A 17,767-nucleotide genomic window follows, 5' to 3' on the forward strand; every position below is an offset into this window, starting at 1 on the left:
CTCCACCTCAATAAAGGAAGTGTATCCCATGTCTCACAACGCGGAGCTGATCGCCGTGGGCACCGAGCTGCTCCTGGGCAACATTGCCAACACGGACGCCCAGATGCTCTCCCAGGGCTTGTCCGACCTGGGCATCAATGTCTACTACCACACGGTGGTGGGCGACAACCCGGAGCGTCTGAAGGCCGCCGTGGAGCTGGCCAAGACCCGGGCAGACATCATTATCACCACCGGTGGCCTGGGCCCCACCTGCGACGACCTGACCAAAAACGTGCTGGCCCAGTGCTTTGGCAAAAAACTGGTGTTTCACCAGGAATCCGCCCGGCGCATCGAGGCCTATTTCCAGCGCCTGCATGCCAAGCGCCCCATGACGGAGAACAACTATCAGCAGGCCATGCTCCCCGAAGGGTGCACGGTGCTGGCCAACGACTGGGGCACCGCCCCCGGCGTGGCCTTTGAGGCGGACGGCGTGCACGTGATTATGCTCCCCGGTCCGCCCCGGGAGTGCCGTGCCATGTTCACCCACCGGGCGATTCCCTATTTAAAGGCCCTGTCCGACGGGGTGATCGTCTCCCGCACCCTGAAGCTCTTCGGCATCGGGGAGTCCTCCATGGAGGAGCAGCTGCGGGATGAGATGAACGCCATGACCAACCCCACCCTGGCCCCCTACGCCAAAGAGGGTGAGTGCGAGCTGCGCATCACCGCCAAGGGGGCCACCGAGGCGGAGGCCCACGCCCTCATTTCCCCGGTGGAGGCGCAGCTGCGCGCCAAGTTCGGCCGCCTGATCTATGGGGCAGACGTGCCCTCCCTGGAAGCGGCAGTGCTGGCCCTCCTGAAGGAAAAGGGCCTCACCCTGGGCACGGCGGAGAGCTGCACCGGCGGGCTAATTGCCAAGCGAATGACCGACCTGCCCGGCGCCTCTGCCGCCTTTAAGGGCGGGGTGGTGAGCTACACCAACGAGATCAAGCACAATGTGCTGGGCGTGCCCCGGGAGCTGCTGGACCAGTACGGCGCGGTGAGCGAGCCGGTGGCCAGGGCCATGGCCCAGGGCGCCCGGAGGCTCCTGGGCTGCGACCTGGCGGCGGCGGCCACCGGTGTGGCCGGCCCCGACCCGGACGACCGGAACAACCCGGTAGGGCTGGTCTATCTGGCCCTGGCCGCCCCGGAGGGCGTCTGGGTGCGGAAGGTTCAGATCGGCATGGACCGGGAGCGGGTGCGCCATGTATCCGCCAGCCACGCCCTCCACATGGCGTGGCGGTATCTCACCGGCCTGGAGATGAAATAATAAAAACAGCGGGTATTCTGCCCATGGCAGAATACCCGCTGTTTTTAAGCCTCCAAAGTGATGGCCACAATGTAGGCCCGGTCATAGCGGTTCAGCTGGCCGGCGTCGGTAAAGGCGTCGGGGAGGACGGCCGATCGCATGCCGCTGCCGCTGTCGTACACCTCCAGGTAGAGGGGGCACGCCTAATTTGCGTGGGATGGGGTCTCCCCCGCCTTCTCCCCGCCGGGGGCGCAGCCCGCCAGCAGCAGACACAGGACCAGTACGGTGCACATGCGTTTTTTCATAGGAGGACCATCCTTTCTCCTGTTTATACGATCCAGCCGCTGCCCACCACGGCGGCACCATCGTAGAACACGGCCAGCTGGCCCGGCGTGGGAGCGCGGGCCGGAGTCCTGGTGCGGATGAGCACCCCATCCCCCTCCGGGCAGATGACCGCCGGAGTCTCCACCTTGGAGTGGCGCAGGCGCACCGTAACCTCCAGGGGGCCGTCCAGGCTGTCCACCCCAATCCAGTTGGGCTGGACGCACCGGGCCTGGTCCACATACAGATCCGTCCCGTCGGAGAGGACCACCTGGTTGCTCCCCGGCCGGATTGCGGCGACAAAATACCGGTGAGGGCCGGACACCCCCAGCCCACGGCGCTGGCCCAGGGTATAGTGGTGGATACCCTTGTGGCGGCCCAGCACGGTCCCGTCCGCGTCCACAAAGTCGCCGGGCGGCGGCGTGCCCCCCCGGCGGTCCAGCCAGGCGGCGTAGTCCTGATCCGGGATAAAGCAGATCTCCATGCTGTCCGGCTTGTCCGCCACCGAGATGCCAAACTCCCGCGCCAGGGCGCGCACCTGGACCTTTTCGTAATTGCCCAGCGGGAAAATTACCTTTTGTAATATCGCTCTGGGCAGGCGGGAGAGCATATAGGACTGGTCATTGGCGGGCATTCCCTTTTTCAGCCTGCCGTTTTCCGCCCGGGCGTAATGCCCGGTGGCCACATAGGGCGCGCCGAATCGCTCCGCCGCAGCCAGCAGAGCGGGAAACTTGACCGCCGGATTGCACCGGGCGCAGGGCAGAGGAGTGCGCCCCGCCAGGTAGTCGGCGGCAAAGGGGGCGCACACCTCCCGCTCCAGGGCGTTACGGATATCCACAATTTCAAAGGGGATCCCCAGGGAATCCGCCACGGCGGAGGCGTCCGCCCCGCCGCTGCCGCCCAGGCCGATATCCAGGTAGACCCCAAGCACATCGTATTCCCGCAGGAGCAAGCGGGCCGCCACGGCGGAATCCACTCCGCCGGACAGGCCCAGGACCACGCGCTGCCTCATGTCACTGCTCCGGCACCACGGCGAACACAATCAGGTCCTCCGTGCCGTCGTTATAGATCCCATGGGCGTGCCCCTTGGGGCAGTAGTGGCACACACCGGGGCGCAGCTCGTCCGTCCCATCGTCGTAGACCGCCTTCCCGTTGCCCGAAAGTACATACACGATCTCGCTGCTGCTCTCATGGGTGTGGACCCCGATGGACGCGCCGGGCGCCACCCGGCCCACCATGATCTTGTTCAGGCCGTCGCTGCTCAGCTTGGCCAGAATGCTCTTCTCCCCGCCGTAAAAGTTGGGGAGCTCCGTCACGTTCATTGTGTCAAAATCCAGAATCACTGCGGTTCATCCTTCCTGATCGCTTCTCTCTTATGGTCTTTCCAGGCCGCCGCCCCGGGGCTGAGTCGTCCCCTCATGCTTTTCCAGGCTAATCATCAGCACCGCCACATCCGCCGGGCTGACACCGGAGATGCGGCTGGCCTGCCCCAGATTCAGGGGGCGGATCTTGTCCAGCTTCTGCCGGGCCTCCAGGCGCAGGCCATTCATGGACAGATAGTCCAGGTCGGCGGGCAGGGGCCGGTCCTCCATCTTCCGCTGCTCCGCCACCTGGCGCAGCTGCCGGTCAATGTACCCCTGGTACTTAATGGCGATCTCCACCGCCTCGGCGACCTCTGGGGGCAGGGCGGGCCGCCCTGGGTCCGCCGACGCCAGGCTCTCATAGCTGTTCTCCGGCCGGCGCAGCAGGTCGCACAGGCGGCCCTCCGCCGTGCCGGTGTGCTCCAGCCGTCTGATCTCCCGGGCCACGGCGGCGTATTTCTCCCGCACCCGCTCGTACCGCTCGCCGCTGACCAGTCCGATGGCGTACCCCACGGGGCACAGGCGCTGGTCGGCGTTGTCCTGCCGGCAGAGCAGGCGGTATTCGGTGCGGGAGGTCATCATGCGGTAGGGCTCGTTGGTGCCCTTGGTTACCAGGTCGTCAATGAGCACACCGATGTAGCCCTGGTCCCGCCGCAGAATCAGGGGCTCCCGCCCCAGGATGCGCAGGGCCGCGTTCACCCCGGCCACAAAGCCCTGGGCGGCGGCCTCCTCATAGCCGGAAGAGCCGTTGAACTGCCCGGCCCCGTAGAGGCCGGGCACCTTCTTATGCTCCAGGGTGGGCCGCAGCTCGGTGGGGTCCACACAGTCGTACTCAATTGCGTAGGCCGGGCGGGTCATCTCCGCGTGCTCCAGGCCGGGAATGGTGTGGAGCATCTGTACCTGCACGTCTTCGGGCAGGGAGGAGGAGAAGCCCTGGATGTACAGCTCCTCGGTGTTCAGGCCCATGGGCTCCACAAAGAGCTGGTGCCGGGGCTTGTCCGCAAAACGCACTACCTTGTCCTCAATGGAGGGGCAGTAGCGGGGGCCCACCCCCTCGATCACCCCGTTCAAGAGGGGGGAGCGGTGGAGGTTAGCGCGGATGATGTCGTGGGTTGCCCCGTTGGTATAGGTTAGGTAGCACACCGCCCGGTTGACCGGGGGCGTGCCGGTCTCAAAGGAGAAGGGAACCGTGGTCTCGTCCCCGGGCTGAACCTCCATTTTGGAAAAATCCACGCTGCGGGCGTTCACCCGGGGAGGCGTACCCGTCTTAAAGCGGCGGAGGGTGACCCCCAGGGCCCTCAGGCTCTCGGTCAGGGGCAGGGCGGCGGCCAGGCCGTCGGGGCCGGAGGTTTTGGTCACGTCCCCCACAATGGTGCGCCCCCCCAGATAGGTGCCCGAGGCCACCACCGCGGCCTGGACGGCGTAAACCGCCCCGTGGTCGGTGACCACGGCGGAGACCCCGCCGTGGTCTGCCCGGATCTCCACAATCTCCGCCTGTTTGAGCCACAGGTTTTCCTGCCGCTCCAGGGTGTGCTTCATGATCTCCTGGTAGCGCCGCCGGTCGGCCTGGGCCCGCAGGGACCACACCGCCGGACCCTTGCCCCGGTTCAAGATGCGGTACTGGATGCAGGCCGCGTCGGCGGCCCGGGCCATCTCGCCCCCCAGGGCGTCCAGCTCCCGCACCAGGTGGCCCTTGCCCGTGCCCCCGATAGCCGGGTTGCAGGGCATGTTGCCCACCGCGTCCAGATTCACCGTAAAGCAAAGGGTCCGCAGACCCAGCCTGGCTGCGGCCAGGGCCGCCTCGATCCCCGCGTGGCCTGCGCCGATCACTGCAATGTCAAATTTTCCCGCGTCGTAATACTGCATGGTTTCTTCTCTCGCTCTTTGTCGTTTGGTTTGTCCCGCAAGGGGACGCAGGGGTTTGCGCTCCCAAGGAACCGCGTGGCCGCCCTGAGGGACGCGCCGACCAATAGAAATCAAGGGCCCAGATAAACGGCGGGCTTTTCTTTGGCATTCAACCCCGTTTCTTTTGGTCTGTCAAAATTTAGAGCTTCTTAGCGGCTCTGTCGCTTAGAAACTCTTTATACCGGCGCAGCCGGTGAAAATGAGTTTAGCCCTCGGCGGGAGCCGCTCCCCGGTGCAGCGTCACCACCGGCAGATGGGGCCGGTTGAACAGCCGGAAGGCCCGGAAGGGGACGGTGTTGCTCCCCAGGCCCCGGGAGACCACACAATACCCTCCGCCGGACAGGGGATAAAGTCCGCCGTCGTATTCCGGGAAAAAGGTACGGTCGGTGCTGAGAAGGCCCTTGTCCACAATAGGAATACGGAAAATGCCCCCGTGGCCGTGGCCGCAGAACACCAGGTCGTACCCCCAGCCGCCGTACTCCTCCACCGCGTCCCGGTGGGCGAGCAGGATGGTGTACACATCCCCTGCCGCGGCGGCAATTTCCTCCCGCAGCTCCGGCCCGGTCTTCTGGTCATAGGGCCCGTTGGGGTCGTCCGCTCCGGCCAGAACGATGGACTGCCCGTCCCGCTCCAGGCGCACGAATTCGTTGCTCAGTGGGGTAACGCCGTTGCGCTCCAGCACCAGCTTGACCTCCTTGGCCTGACGGATGCCCCACTCGTGGTTGCCGGTGACATAGTAGGTCGGGGCAATATCCGCCAGCCCGCGGGCCAGGGCTGGCAGGTCCTCCAACTGGAAAGCCCGGTCAATGAGATCGCCGGTCAGGACGATCAGGTCCGGCTCTTGGGCGGCCACCCGCTCCAGCAGCTTCTCATTCCCCGCGCCGAACTGTTTTCCATGCAGATCGGACAGCTGCACAATGCGGAATCCCTCAAAGGCCTCCGGCAGGCGGGGATCGGTCACAGACAAAGCCTCGGTCTGAATGCGGTTCTGCTGGTCCTGAAAAAACCACACGCCCGCCAGCACGACCAGAGCAATCAGCAGCAGCCGGCGGGGCCAGCGGCGCCTTTTCTGCCGTTTACCTGCCATAGACGATGCGGACCGCCTTCTGACAGTTCTCGATTTCCGCCGTCTTGGGCGCGCCGCCGAACTCCCCGTCCAGGGTCCAGGGAAGCGCGTTCGGACAGGTGATTTTCAGGCGGGAGGTGCGATAGCTGGTGACCAGGCCCTGGTCGTCCGGGGACATGGTGAGCAGGGCCTTGATGATGGCCTGCAGCTGGATCGGATTCTGGGGCTGCCGGACCAGGATTACCTCAAAAATACCGTCGTCCAGCTCCACAGGCTGGGTGGGCATTCCTTTAAATCCGCCTACGGACACGGTGTTTGACACCATGCCGTAGCAGTACCCCCCCACCTCCATGCCCCCGTCGTGCTCCACGGTGAGGGGATAGGACTGGATGGAGCTGATGCGGGTGACGCTCTCCAGCAGATAGGCCAGATGGCCGAACATGCTCTTAAACGGCTGAGGCGTATTGTAGGCCACGTCGGTAAAGGCCCCGAAGGCGGCCACATAGATAAAAAACCGCTCGTTGAACCGGCCGATGTCCACCGGCCGGGGAATCCCTGCGGCCGCGGTGCGGGCCATATTCTCCATACCCCGGGGCAGGTGCAGATTCTTGGCAAAATCATTGGTGGTCCCAGCCGGCACATAGCCGATTTCCGGCCGGTCCTCCCGCTCCATCAGGCCGGTGACCACCTCATGGAGCGTGCCATCTCCGCCGGCGCAGATGATACGGTCAAACTCGCCGCCCAGCCGGGCGGCCACCGCGGCGGCATCCCCCGCCCCCTGGGTAGGGTGGGCGGTGACCTGCCAGCCAGCCTTGGTAAACAGGTCCAGCATGGCGGGCAGGCGGGTCTTTACCTGACCCTTGCCCGCATAGGCGTTATAGATAAACAGCAGTTTTTTCATGCTTCCTCCGTTGGTCTGCCAATTCGGCGCTTAATAGAGATATTATAACGGCTCAGCGAAAAAAAACAACCTGCCAATTGTGAACAATAGGGATTTCCCGGCCTCAGTCTTGCTTTTCCGGCCCGAACCCGTTAAAATAGATTGCTATCAGAAACAAATCCGCACGCACAAGGAAGTGACGCGCTTTCATGGACCGCAAAGCCCTTGCCGCCGCCTTTCCGGTAACCGTGCCGGTGCTGATGGGATATCTCTCCATCGGCATTGCCTTCGGCCTGATGCTGGAACGGATCGGCTATAATTTTATCTGGGCCTTCTTTATGTCTCTGACCATCTACGCGGGCTCGGGACAGTATTTGGGGGTCAGCCTGCTGGAGACGGCGGCCACCCTGGGCACGGTGGCCCTGATGACCTTTCTCATCAATTTCCGTCACCTGGTCTACGGTCTGTCCATGCTGGAGAAATTCCGGGGCATGGGCATCCGCAAGCTGTACATGATCTTTTCCCTCACGGACGAGACTTACGCACTACTGGCCTCCGCCCAGGCGCCGGTCGGGGTGAATCCCAAGGATTTTTACTTTGCCATTGCCCTGCTGGACCATGCCTATTGGATTTTGGGCTCGGTGATCGGGGCGGTGGCCGGAGCGCTGCTGCCCATCGACATCACCGGGATTGACTTTGCCATGACCGCCCTGTTTGTGGTGATCGCCGTGGATCAGTGGAAGGCCTACAAAAAGCATTTCCCCGCTGTGCTGGGCGGGGCGGTCACCGTGCTCTTTCTGATTGTGCTGGGCTATTTCTTCGGCCAGCAGCAGATGCTGCTCATCTCTCTGGGGGTCATCGTGCTGGTGCTGCTGATCTTCCGGGACAAGCTGGAGGAGACTCCGGCCGCCGAAGGGGAGGAGGGCGCGCCATGCTGACCGCCGGACAGGCCGCTGCCGCCATTGCCGTGATGGCAGGGGTCACCTTTCTGACCCGGGTGCTCCCCTTTCTGCTCTTTGACCGGGGGGAGTCGCCTCCCAAAATTGTGCTCTATCTGGGCCGTATGCTGCCCCCGGCCGTGATTGCCATGCTCATCATTTATTGCCTCAGGGGCATCTCCTTTTCCGCCCCGGCCGGGTGGGCGCCCCAGCTGATCGCCGTGGGGGCGGTGGTGGGGCTGCACCTGTGGAAGCACAACAACCTGCTGTCCATTTTCGGCGGGACCATTCTGTATATGGTGCTGGTCCAGGCCGTATTTGTGTGATTGATCTTCAGAAAGGAGCTTTTCCCATGGATTACCGCGCTGCCTATCAGAGCAAGCTTACCACCGCCCAGGAGGCGGTCAAGCTGGTCAAAACCGGCGACTGGGTGGACTACGGCTTCGGCACCAGCCATCCCCCCGTGCTGGACCAGGCCCTGGGCGAACGCATGACGGCGGACGAGCGCCTGACCGACATCCACTTCCGGGGCGCCATCGCCATGTTCCGCCCGGCGGTCACCCAGATCCCCAACGCGGAGGAGCGCATCACCTGGAACGCCTGGCACACCGGCGGCATTGAGCGCAAGCTGATGGACTCCGGCTTTGTGTTCTACAACCCCCTGCGCTACTCCGAGCTGCCCAGGCTCTACCGGGAGAACATCCGGCATGTGGACGTGGCCATGCTCCAGGTCTCCCCCATGGACGAGCACGGCTGGTTCAGCTTCGGCCTAAACGTGTCTCACCTGGCTGCCCTGTGCGAGGTGGCGGACAAGATTATCCTGGAGGTCAACCGGAACATGCCCGTCTGCCTGGGCGGGTTTGAGACCGGCATCCACATCGACCAGGTGGACTGCGTGATAGAGGGGGACAACGCCCCCATCCCGGAGCTGAAGAACGCCGCCCCCAGTCCGGTGGACCTGGCGGTGGCCCGGCTGGTGGTGCCCGAAATTTGCGACGGCGCCTGTCTGCAGCTGGGCATCGGCGGCATGCCCAACGCCGTGGGCAGCCTGATCGCCCAGTCCGACCTGAGGGATCTGGGTGTACATACCGAGATGTACGTGGACGCCTTTGTGGAGATGGCCGAAGCGGGCAAAATCACCGGCCGGTACAAGGCTCTGGATAAAGGCCGCCAGGCCTTTGCCTTTGCCTGGGGTACCCAAAAGCTCTATGACTACATTCACCGCAATCCGGAGATAATGGGCGCACCGGTAAGCTATGTCAACGACATCGGCAACATCTCCGCCCTAGACAACTTTATCTCCATCAACAGCGCCGTGAATGTGGACCTGTTCGGCCAGGTGGCCTCCGAGACCGCAGGCACCCGCCACATCAGCGGCGCGGGCGGCCAACTGGACTTTGTTATGGGCGCGCACCTGTCCAGAGGGGGCAAGAGTTTTATCTGCATTTCCTCCACCATCACAGGCAAGGACGGTACGGTGAAGAGCCGCATTGTCCCCACCCTGCCCAACGGTGCGGTGGTCACAGCCACTCGCTCCAACCTGCAGTATCTGGTCACGGAGTATGGCAAGGTGAATCTGAAGGGCACCAGCATGTGGCAGCGCACGCAGGCCATCATCTCCGTGGCCCACCCGGACTTCCGGGAGGAGCTGATCGCCCAGGCCGAGCGGCTGCACATCTGGCGCCGCTCCAACAAGCGCTGAGGGACAGATTGCGTTTTTGCCAGAATACGAAAAGCGCTGGAAGGACGAAGCGGTCCTTCCAGCGCTTTTTCTGTTCCTTTTACCGCCCGGACAGCCTCAGCAGAGCAGGGCGTCCAGCAGCTGCTCCGCCGTGATCCCGGCAAAGTACTGCCCCACGTCGGCCGCCGCCAGGACGGGGCGCAGAGCTTGGGCATCCAGGGGCTGACCCATGAGCCGGGCGGCCAGCCGGCTGGAATCGCCGTTGCCGAAATAGTCTCCATAGAAGCACAGCCCGCTCAGTCTGCCGTTCTCCAGGTCCATGTGAATTTCCAGGCCTCCCACCCCCTCAATCCGTCGCCGCTTCACAATGCGGCAGGCCGGGGAGGCCCCGTAGTTCCACTCCCAGGTGGAGTAAACCTCCCGCCGCAGGTGGTCCACCTCGGCCAGCTCCCCGTCCGTCAGAATGTACGGCTTCAGGTCGTAGGCGCGGAACATATGGTCCCGCAGAATACTCCAGAACGCCCGGGTCGTCATGCCTTCCGGCGCGTATGGCTTGATATTGGTCACCCGGCTGCGCACAGATTTCAGGCCCTTGGATTCTATTTTATCCGTCTTTACCGCCAGCGCCTGTCCGATTGCCTCCAGGTCCGAGTGAAACATCAGCGTACCGTGGTGCATCACATGTCCGTGCTTCATATATTGGGCGTTTCCGGAAAACTTTTTCCCCTCAATGGTCATGTCATTCCGCCCATTGATCTCCGCCGGCACCCCGATGCTGTGCAGCGCCTCCACCACAGGGCGGCAGAAGGAGGCGAAATCAAAGCTGCTCCCCTCATAGCCGCTGACAAAGGTAAAATTAATGTTTCCAAGGTCATGGTAGACGGCCCCGCCGCCGGACAGCCGGCGCACCACTTTGACGCCGTGCTCCTTTACATAGCCGGCGTTTACCTCTTCCACCGTGTTCTGATGTTTGCCGACAATAACGGCCCTGTCGTTCTGCCAGAGCATGAAGCAGTCCTCCCGCGGCCCGAGCCTGTCAAAGACATACTGTTCCAGCGCCAGGTTCCACTCCGGATCAAGCTGTTGACTTTCAATATAGTACATGATATTCCTCACTTTTTATGGCCGGGGTATTGGGCGCAGGCCGGACAGCCCGGGGACGGCACCTCCGCGCAGCCGGTCAGCGCCCAAAGGGGGCAAGCGCCTGCGCAGCGATCTGCGCCATATGCTCATGGCCGGGCAGGTTGGGGTGCAGCCCATCCTCCAAATAGTAATCCCGCAGCGCTTTTCCCTCCCGGGCCGCGGCCTGGGGCAGGCCCCGGGCAAAGTCCAAGGCAGGGAATCCGAATGCGGCGCACAGTCCGCGCAGCCATCCGGCATATTCCTCCCCCTGCCGCCCGGCCCGCTCCAGGTCGATAAAGTCCATCCAGTCCCGCCGGACAGGCGGGCAGACGGGCGGCGGCACCCCTATCACAGGGACCAGCCCCAGGCTGCAGGTCAAATGCGCCAGGCAGCCCAAGTTCGCCTTGGCTCCCGCCAGGTCGCCGCCGTAGAGGATGTCGTTGCCCCCGCCCATCAAAAAGACCAGGTCTGGCTGTACAGCCTTTACCTCCGGGAAAAAGGCCGCCAGCATCCCGCCCGTGGTGTTGCCGTTGACCGCGCGGTTAAACAGCTCCAGGCCGACCTGGGCAGCCGCCAGCGCCGGCCAGGTCCGGCCGCGCGGCAGCGCAAAACCAAAGGTAAGGCTGTCCCCAAGGCAGAGAAGTCTCATCTCTTACAGGGAGTTGACGGCCCGGCCGGTCCAGGCGGCCATAAAGGCCTCGCCGATGGCCTCGCTGACAGTGGGATGGGGGTGGATGCTGTGGATGAGCTCCTCCGCGGTCAGCTCGTTGTTCATGGCCACGGAGAGCTCCCCGATCATGTCCGTGACGTGCAGCCCATACAGATGGACGCCCAGGATCTCACCGGTATCCCCGTCTAGGATGACCTTGAACAGGCCGGAGGTGTCGCCCTCTGCAAGGGACTTTCCGTTGCCCGCCAGGCTGAATTTGCCGACCTTTACGTTTGCGCACTTCTCCCGGGCCTTTTCCTCGGTCAGGCCGATACAGGCGATCTCCGGCTCCAGATAAATGCAGGACGGGATGCGGTCGTAATTCATGCGCTCGTCGCCGCCCAGAATATTGGCCAAGGCCACCATGCCCTCGTGGGAGGCGGTATGGGCCAGCATGACCTTTCCGTTCACGTCGCCGATGGCGTAGATGTTCTCAATATTGGTGCGCAGATGGTCGTCGGTCCTGATATTGCGCTTTTCAAACTCCAGGCCGATGCTCTCTGCGTTCAGGCCGGCGGTGTTGGCCACGCGGCCCACACACATGAGGACGCACTCGGCCTTGACCTCTTTGCTTTGGCCCCCCAACTCGTAATAGACCGTGTTGTCCTTGACCTTGGCCACCTTGGCGCCCAGTTGGAAGCTCACGCCCTCCTTGGCCAGGCGCTTCTGGGCCAGCTTGGAGACCTCGGGGTCCACCATGGGCAGGATGTGGTCCATCAGCTCCAGGACTGTGACCTTGGCGCCCAGCTTACTCAGCAGGAAAGCAAACTCCACGCCGATTACGCCGCCGCCGATGACCGCGATGCTCTCCGGCACATGGCCCAAATTCAGGGCCTCCGTAGAGGTGAGCAGATTGTTTCTGCCCTCTACCGCGATGAAGGGGGGCATAAAGACATCCGAGCCGGTGGCAACGATAAAGTACTCGGAGGTAATCCGCTTGTCCCCTACCTGGATGGTGTGGGTATCCACAAAGGAGGCCCTTCCGTTCTCAATGGCCACCTTGTTGCCCTTGAGCAGCATCTGCACGCCGCCGGTCAGGGTCTTGACTGTCTGGTTCTTGCGCGCCTGCAGGGCGGCCATATTTACCTTCAGCCGGGCGGGGTCCACCCCCTCAATGCCGAAGGCGGCGGCCTCCCTGACGGCGCTGAGCCGCTCAGCGGTGACGATCATCGCCTTGGTGGGAATACACCCCACGTTCAGGCAGGTGCCGCCGAAGTACTTCTCCTCCACAATGCAGGTCCTTTTCCCCATCTGGGCGGCCCTGATGGCGGTCTCGTATCCGCCGGGTCCGGCGCCAATGACGGTGACCTCATAGTCGTATGCTGCAGCCGGGGCGGCGACAGGAGCCGCGTACTCCGCCGGGGCGGCGGTGGCCGCCGGAGCGGGAGCGCCCCCCCCTCCGGCGGCGGCCAAGGCGGCATCCGGGTCCTCGCCGGGCCGCCCCACCACGGCGATGGGGGTAAATACGTCGGCGAACTCCCCCTCGCCCAGCATTACTTTGAGCAGTGTGCCGTCCTCAGTGGCCTCTACCGGCATGGTGGTCTTATCGGTGTTGATCTCAAAGAGCACTTCGCCCTTCTTTACCGTCTCGCCCACCTGCCTGTGCCACTTGACCAGCTCGCCCTCGTCCATATTAAAGCCCAGCTTGGGCATAATAATAATTTCTGCCATGTCCCCTTCTCCCTACAGCAAGATCTTCACCGGATGCTCCAGCAGGTCCTTCATGTACTCCACAAACTGGGAGGCCAGCAAACCGTCGATGAGCCGGTGGTCCACAGAAAGCTGGATGTTCATCATGGGGCGGATTGCAATTACATCCTCGCCATTTTCATCGGTAACCACCACAGGCGTCTTGCGCACAGAGCTGACAGACAGGATCGCCGCCTCGGGGGCGTTGATGACGGCGGTAAAGTTGCCGATGCCGAACATGCCCAGGTTGGAGATGGAGAAGGTGCCCTCGCTGTACTCCGCCGGAGCCAGGCGGCCCTCTCTGCCGCGGGCAACCAGATCCCTGGACTCCGCGGCCACATCGGTGAGCGTTTTGTTCTGCACGTTCTTGATGACCGGGACCACCAGGCCGTTGCTGCCGGCCACAGCGGTGCCGATGTTGATGGACTTGTAGTAGACGATCTGGTCGTCCTTCAGGGACACATTGATCTCCGGAAATTTCTTGAGGGCCTTGCAGGCGGCCATGGTGAGCAGATCGGAGACCGCGATCTTGACCTCGCTGGTCTCGTTCAGCTCCTTGCGGAAGGCGGTAAGGGCGGTGGTGTCCACCGCGTCGGTAAAGTACACGTGGGGCGCGCTCACCTTGGACTGGGCCAGCTTATCGCCGATGATTCTGCGCACTCCCTTGTAGGGCGCGGTGGAGGCGACCTGCAGCGTCTCGCTGGATGCTGCGGCCGCAGGCGCGGCGGCAGCGGCCTTCTCCACGTCGGCCTTCATAATCTTTCCGGCCACGCCGGTGCCCTGTACCGAGGCCAGATCCACGCCCTTCTGCTCAGCCACCCTGCGGGCCAGCGGGGACGCCTTGATGTCCTTGTAAGTAATACCGCCCTGGAATCCGGTGCCCTTGATGCCAGCCAAGGAAGCAGGATCAATGCCCTCGTCGCGGACCAGCTTTTTGGCCTTGGGGGTGAGCTTCAGATCCCTGATGTCCACAGCGGCGTTCCCGGGGACGGCGGCCGGAGCCGCAGGGGCCTCCGCCGCAGGGGCAGCTGGAGCGGCCGGGGCGTTGTCCCCGCCGGCGGCCGCCGCCAGAGCGGCGTCCGCATCCTCGCCCGGCTGACCGATAACCGCAATGGGCGTAAACACGTCGGCAAACGCGCCCTCCTCCAGCAGGATTTTCAGCACCACGCCGTCCTCGGTGGCCTCTACGGGCATGGTGGTCTTATCGGTGTTGATCTCGAAGAACTCCTCGCCCTTCCTGATGGGATCGCCCACCTGCTTGTGCCACTTGACCAGCTGGCCCTCATCCATATTGAAGCCCAGCTTGGGCATAATAATGACTTCTGCCATGGTGACTCCTCCTTAAACCATTTCCCGTATCTTGGCCGCGATTGACTTGTCGTCGGGAATCAGCGGGAACTCCAGGGCGGGGCTGAAGGGCAGGGGTACGTTCCCGGTACCCAGGCGCTGCACGGGGGCCTCCAGATCATAGAACACGTCGGGCATGATGCGGGCGGCGATCTCGCCGCTGATGCCGAAGTCGACGTGCCCTTCGTCCACGATGAGCAGCTTGCCGGTCTTCTTTACAGACCGGATGATGGTCTCGGTGTCCAGCGGCACGATGGTGCGCAGGTCGATGAGCTCGGCGTGGATGCCCTCCTGCGCCAGCTTTTTCACGGCCTTCTCGGCCTTGATGGTCATCATGGAGTTGGCCACCACGGTGATGTCGGAGCCCTCGGTCACAATGCGTGCCTTGCCGAAGGGGATGCAGACGTCCTCACCCTCGTCGGGCACATCGTCAAACTTGGTGGTGTAGAGCATCTTGTGCTCAAAGAAAATGACAGGATTGTTGTCGCGGATGGCGGTCTTCAGAAGACCCTTGCACTCGCCGGCGGTGGAGGGCAGGACCACCTTTACCCCGGGGATGTGGGCCGCCCAGGCATGAATGGACTGGGAGTGCTGGGCCGCAGAGGAGCGGCCTCCGCCCAGGGGCATACGCACCACCATGGGCACGCTGCACTGACCGCCCGACATATAGGTGATTTTGGCCATCTGGTTGAACAGCTGGTCGCCGCACACCATCATGAAGTCGGCGAACATCAGCTCTACAACGGGCCGCAGGCCGGTCAGGGCCGCGCCCACGCCCATGCCCACAAACCCCTGCTCGGAGATGGGGGTATCTTTGACGCGCAGGTCGCCGTACTTGTCCCGTAGGCCCACGGTACATTTGAAGTTGCCGCCGATGACGCCGATGTCCTCGCCCATCTGGAATACGGTGGAGTCACGGGCCATCTCCTCGTCCAGTGCCTCACGGATGGCGTCTCTAACCATCAATTCTCTCATTGCTTTTTACCTCCATTCCTCACTCAGTCCACGAACAGGTCCGAATAGGCCTCGGACGGGTCGGGATAGGGGCTCTCCTCTGCAAACTTGCAGGCCTCGGCAATTTCCGCGTCCACGCCGGCCTTGATCTGAGTAATTTCCTTTTCGGTGAGCAGGCCCTTGCCCTCCAGGACTCCCAGAGGCTCCCGGGCCTTCCACTCGGCCAGCTCCTCAGGGTCGCGGTACTCGCCCGGATCGCCCACATGATGACCCTGCCAGCGGTAGGTTAGGCACTCGATCAGGGTGGGGCCCTCGCCCTTGCGGGCGCGCTCCACAGCGGTCCTGACTGTCTCATACACGGTAAACACGTCGTTGCCGTCGATGGTAACGCCGGGAATGCCGTAGCCCTCGGCCCGCTTGGAGAGCTGGTGCTCCCTGGTCACCCGGCGAATGTCCACCGAGATACCGAAGAGGTTGTTTTCAATGATGTACACGCAGGGCAGGTCCCAGGCCGCAGCCATGTTGATGGACTCATGGAAGGTGCCCTCGTTGGAGGCGGAGTCGCCGAAGAAGGCCAGGGTGACCTGGTCGGTGCCCCGCAGCTTGGCGGAATAGGCCGCGCCGGTAGCAATGGGAATTTCGCCGCCCACAATGCCGTTGGCGCCCAGAATCCCCTTGTCCATGGCCATAATGTGCATGGAGCCGCCTTTTCCCTTGGAGTAGCCGGTCTCCTTGCCCAGGATCTCAGCCATCATGCGGTTGAGGTCGGCGCCCCGGGCCACCAGATGGCCGTGCCCCCGATGGGTGGAGCCAATGTAGTCGTCCTCCCGCAGAGTGGCACAGGCACCGGTGGCAATGGCCTCCTCACCCAGGTACAGATGGGCCAGGCCCGGCATCAGGCCCCGCTTGTAGAATTCAAAGACCTCCTCTTCAAAGCGGCGGGTGCGGTACATGACAGTATAGAACTGCTTGGCCAGTTCCTTGTCCTTTTTTACACTCATAGTTAAAGTCCTCCAAATACAGCATTTAGTTGTTACAATCAAACCGGGACCGGGCATACTCCTGGAGTTCGGCCCGGAAGTCGGGGTGGGCGATGGAGATGAGGGCGGCGGCGCGGTGGCGGAGGGAGGCGCCCTTGAGGTGGGCCACGCCGTACTCCGTGACCACGTAGTCCACGTCGCAGCGGGAGGTGGTCACGGCGGAGCCGGAGTCCAGCAGGGGCACGATCTTGGAGGTCTTGCCCTTGACCGTGGAGGGCATGGCGATGATGGAGCGCCCGCCCCGGCTCATGGCCGCGCCGCGGACAAAGTCCACCTGCCCGCCCACACCGGAGATCTGGCGGGGGCCGATGCTCTCTGAATTGACCTGCCCCATCAGATCCACCTGTACGCAGGAATTGATGGACACCAGGTTATCGTTCTGGGCGATGATGCGCGGATCGTTCACATAGTCCACCGGGGCCATAAACACGTCCGGGTTGTGGTCCACGTAGTTGTACAGCCGCCGGGTGCCCATCAGGAAGGTGGCCACGCTCTTGCCCGGGTGGAGGGTCTTTCTGGCATTGGTGATGACTCCGGCCTCCACCAGCTCCACCACCCCGTCGGAGAACATCTCGGAGTGGATGCCCAGGTCATGCTTTCCCTTGAGGAAGGAGAGCACCGCGTCCGGGATGGCACCGATGCCCAGCTGCAGAGTGTCACCGTCCCGCACCAGGGAGGCGATGTTCTCCCCGATGGCCCGTTCCACCGGGCCGATCTGCGGGGGTGGGAGTTGAATTACCGGCGCGTCATAGGGCACAAAGCAGTCCACATCCCCCACCGGAATCAGGCTGCCGCCCAGAGTAAAGGGCATCTCCCGGTTAACCTGGGCGATGACCAGCTTGGCCTGCTTGACCGCCTCATAGGTGTAGTCCACCGACACGCCCAGGGAGCACATGCCGTGCTCGTTCGGGGGGGCCACCATCACCAGGGCCACGTCCAGGGGCAGGGTGGAGGAGAAGAGGGCGGGTGCCTCGGAGAAAAAGCAGGGGGTAAAGTCGGCCCGGCCGCTGTTAATCGCCTCCCGGGTGGAACCGCCGGCGAAGAGGGCGTTGTGGCGGAAGTGGCGGGCGTATTCCGGCCTGCAGTAGTCCGCCTTGCCCATGGCTACCATGTGGACAATCTCCACATTCTCATAGGCCGCGGCATTGGCCACCAGAGCGTCCACCAGGAAGCTGGGCTCGCCGCAGGCGTGGCCCACGGCTACCCGGTCCCCGGATTGAATCCTGGCTACCGCCTCCGCAGCGGTGGTCAGATGTTCCGTATAATAGCGCTTCCAGTCTCCCATGCTCTTACTCCTTGATATGGGCGAGGGCCTTGGCGAGGGATTTTTTGTGGAGGAGGTTGCTCTGTCTGGAGATCATGATGCGCTGGGCCTGAGGGGAGCCGGCGCCGTGCATGGACTCGGTGCGGTAGCCCACGGCGGCGGTGCCCAGGGTCAGGTTTTCGATCAGCCGCAGGATGCGCAGGCGGTTCTCGGTGCTGACCCCGTC

General features: G+C 63.3%; 17 protein-coding genes. 4 read left to right on the forward strand and 13 right to left on the reverse strand.

The window, feature by feature from the left end:
* Positions 1-28: 28 nt before the first annotated feature.
* Positions 29-1,285 carry a competence/damage-inducible protein A gene (locus tag H9Q75_RS11730; protein ID WP_186567338.1) on the forward strand — a complete coding sequence of 419 codons (1,257 nt, stop codon included), beginning with the start codon at positions 29-31 and terminating at the stop codon, positions 1,283-1,285.
* A gap of 307 nt (positions 1,286-1,592) precedes the next feature.
* On the opposite strand, the gene mnmA is transcribed toward H9Q75_RS11730, so the two are convergent.
* The 5 genes from mnmA to H9Q75_RS11755 form a co-directional block, all read right to left on the reverse strand.
* The gene (mnmA, locus tag H9Q75_RS11735; protein WP_186567340.1) at positions 1,593-2,597 is read right to left on the reverse strand and encodes a tRNA 2-thiouridine(34) synthase MnmA; all 1,005 of its coding nucleotides are present in this window, start codon (positions 2,595-2,597) and stop codon (positions 1,593-1,595) included.
* A 1-nt stretch (position 2,598) separates the two neighbouring features.
* On the reverse strand, positions 2,599-2,928 hold the full coding sequence (locus H9Q75_RS11740) for a cupin domain-containing protein (RefSeq protein ID WP_186567342.1): 330 nt from the start codon (positions 2,926-2,928) through the stop codon (positions 2,599-2,601).
* Between the two features lie 30 nt (positions 2,929-2,958).
* A complete protein-coding gene (gene mnmG / locus H9Q75_RS11745; RefSeq protein ID WP_186567344.1) occupies positions 2,959-4,812 on the reverse strand; it encodes a tRNA uridine-5-carboxymethylaminomethyl(34) synthesis enzyme MnmG in 1,854 nt (617 codons plus the stop codon).
* 244 nt (positions 4,813-5,056) lie between these two features.
* A complete protein-coding gene (locus H9Q75_RS11750; protein ID WP_186567346.1) occupies positions 5,057-5,938 on the reverse strand; it encodes a metallophosphoesterase in 882 nt (293 codons plus the stop codon).
* Entirely contained in the window at positions 5,928-6,818 is an 891-nt protein-coding gene (locus tag H9Q75_RS11755; RefSeq protein ID WP_186567348.1) for a diacylglycerol/lipid kinase family protein, read from the reverse strand. Before H9Q75_RS11755 ends, H9Q75_RS11750 begins: the two co-directional genes overlap by 11 nt.
* A gap of 188 nt (positions 6,819-7,006) precedes the next feature.
* On the opposite strand from H9Q75_RS11755, the gene H9Q75_RS11760 reads away from it, so the two are divergent.
* The 3 genes from H9Q75_RS11760 to H9Q75_RS11770 are packed head-to-tail and all read left to right on the forward strand — an operon-like array spanning position 7,007 to position 9,437.
* Complete coding sequence (locus H9Q75_RS11760) at positions 7,007-7,735, forward strand: AzlC family ABC transporter permease (protein WP_186567350.1); 729 nt, start codon at positions 7,007-7,009, stop codon at positions 7,733-7,735.
* Positions 7,729-8,061 carry a branched-chain amino acid transporter permease gene (locus H9Q75_RS11765; protein ID WP_186567352.1) on the forward strand — a complete coding sequence of 111 codons (333 nt, stop codon included), beginning with the start codon at positions 7,729-7,731 and terminating at the stop codon, positions 8,059-8,061. The genes H9Q75_RS11760 and H9Q75_RS11765 overlap by 7 nt, the downstream gene beginning before the upstream one ends.
* Before the next feature lie 26 nt (positions 8,062-8,087).
* Complete coding sequence (locus tag H9Q75_RS11770; protein ID WP_186567354.1) at positions 8,088-9,437, forward strand: butyryl-CoA:acetate CoA-transferase; 1,350 nt, start codon at positions 8,088-8,090, stop codon at positions 9,435-9,437.
* Positions 9,438-9,533: 96 nt separating this feature from the next.
* On the opposite strand, the gene lplA is transcribed toward H9Q75_RS11770, so the two are convergent.
* The 8 genes from lplA to H9Q75_RS11810 all read right to left on the reverse strand — a co-directional run.
* Entirely contained in the window at positions 9,534-10,520 is a 987-nt protein-coding gene (lplA, locus tag H9Q75_RS11775) for a lipoate--protein ligase (RefSeq protein WP_186567356.1), read from the reverse strand.
* Positions 10,521-10,596: 76 nt separating this feature from the next.
* Positions 10,597-11,187, reverse strand: coding sequence for a GDSL-type esterase/lipase family protein (locus H9Q75_RS11780; RefSeq protein ID WP_186567358.1), 591 nt, complete (start codon positions 11,185-11,187; stop codon positions 10,597-10,599).
* Positions 11,188-11,190: 3 nt separating this feature from the next.
* Positions 11,191-12,918 (reverse strand): dihydrolipoyl dehydrogenase, encoded by a 1,728-nt coding sequence (gene lpdA, locus H9Q75_RS11785; protein WP_186567360.1) that lies wholly within the window; start codon positions 12,916-12,918, stop codon positions 11,191-11,193.
* A 12-nt stretch (positions 12,919-12,930) separates the two neighbouring features.
* Positions 12,931-14,265 carry a dihydrolipoamide acetyltransferase family protein gene (locus tag H9Q75_RS11790; RefSeq protein ID WP_186567362.1) on the reverse strand — a complete coding sequence of 445 codons (1,335 nt, stop codon included), beginning with the start codon at positions 14,263-14,265 and terminating at the stop codon, positions 12,931-12,933.
* A 12-nt stretch (positions 14,266-14,277) separates the two neighbouring features.
* On the reverse strand, positions 14,278-15,258 hold the full coding sequence (locus H9Q75_RS11795) for an alpha-ketoacid dehydrogenase subunit beta (protein ID WP_186567363.1): 981 nt from the start codon (positions 15,256-15,258) through the stop codon (positions 14,278-14,280).
* A gap of 23 nt (positions 15,259-15,281) precedes the next feature.
* On the reverse strand, positions 15,282-16,238 hold the full coding sequence (locus H9Q75_RS11800; RefSeq protein ID WP_186567365.1) for a thiamine pyrophosphate-dependent dehydrogenase E1 component subunit alpha: 957 nt from the start codon (positions 16,236-16,238) through the stop codon (positions 15,282-15,284).
* 25 nt (positions 16,239-16,263) lie between these two features.
* Positions 16,264-17,562, reverse strand: coding sequence for an acetyl-CoA hydrolase/transferase family protein (locus H9Q75_RS11805; RefSeq protein ID WP_186567367.1), 1,299 nt, complete (start codon positions 17,560-17,562; stop codon positions 16,264-16,266).
* A gap of 4 nt (positions 17,563-17,566) precedes the next feature.
* A partial coding sequence (locus H9Q75_RS11810) for a 4-hydroxyphenylacetate 3-hydroxylase C-terminal domain-containing protein (RefSeq protein ID WP_279287666.1) occupies positions 17,567-17,767 on the reverse strand: 201 nt, incomplete at its 5' end.

Source organism: Lawsonibacter celer, from assembly GCF_014281125.1.
GTDB lineage: Bacteria > Bacillota > Clostridia > Oscillospirales > Oscillospiraceae > Lawsonibacter_B > Lawsonibacter_B celer.

Coding starts and splice junctions, on each gene's coding strand:
- H9Q75_RS11750 (WP_186567346.1), bottom strand. CDS start 5,938: ATGGCAGGTAAACGGCAGAAAAGGCGCCGCTGGCCCCGCCGGCTGCTG.
- lpdA (WP_186567360.1), bottom strand. CDS start 12,918: ATGGCAGAAATTATTATTATGCCCAAGCTGGGCTTTAATATGGACGAG.
- H9Q75_RS11730 (WP_186567338.1), top strand. CDS start 29: ATGTCTCACAACGCGGAGCTGATCGCCGTGGGCACCGAGCTGCTCCTG.
- H9Q75_RS11760 (WP_186567350.1), top strand. CDS start 7,007: ATGGACCGCAAAGCCCTTGCCGCCGCCTTTCCGGTAACCGTGCCGGTG.
- H9Q75_RS11755 (WP_186567348.1), bottom strand. CDS start 6,818: ATGAAAAAACTGCTGTTTATCTATAACGCCTATGCGGGCAAGGGTCAG.
- H9Q75_RS11765 (WP_186567352.1), top strand. CDS start 7,729: ATGCTGACCGCCGGACAGGCCGCTGCCGCCATTGCCGTGATGGCAGGG.
- mnmG (WP_186567344.1), bottom strand. CDS start 4,812: ATGCAGTATTACGACGCGGGAAAATTTGACATTGCAGTGATCGGCGCA.
- H9Q75_RS11780 (WP_186567358.1), bottom strand. CDS start 11,187: ATGAGACTTCTCTGCCTTGGGGACAGCCTTACCTTTGGTTTTGCGCTG.
- H9Q75_RS11800 (WP_186567365.1), bottom strand. CDS start 16,238: ATGAGTGTAAAAAAGGACAAGGAACTGGCCAAGCAGTTCTATACTGTC.
- mnmA (WP_186567340.1), bottom strand. CDS start 2,597: ATGAGGCAGCGCGTGGTCCTGGGCCTGTCCGGCGGAGTGGATTCCGCC.
- H9Q75_RS11795 (WP_186567363.1), bottom strand. CDS start 15,258: ATGAGAGAATTGATGGTTAGAGACGCCATCCGTGAGGCACTGGACGAG.
- lplA (WP_186567356.1), bottom strand. CDS start 10,520: ATGTACTATATTGAAAGTCAACAGCTTGATCCGGAGTGGAACCTGGCG.
- H9Q75_RS11805 (WP_186567367.1), bottom strand. CDS start 17,562: ATGGGAGACTGGAAGCGCTATTATACGGAACATCTGACCACCGCTGCG.
- H9Q75_RS11770 (WP_186567354.1), top strand. CDS start 8,088: ATGGATTACCGCGCTGCCTATCAGAGCAAGCTTACCACCGCCCAGGAG.
- H9Q75_RS11790 (WP_186567362.1), bottom strand. CDS start 14,265: ATGGCAGAAGTCATTATTATGCCCAAGCTGGGCTTCAATATGGATGAG.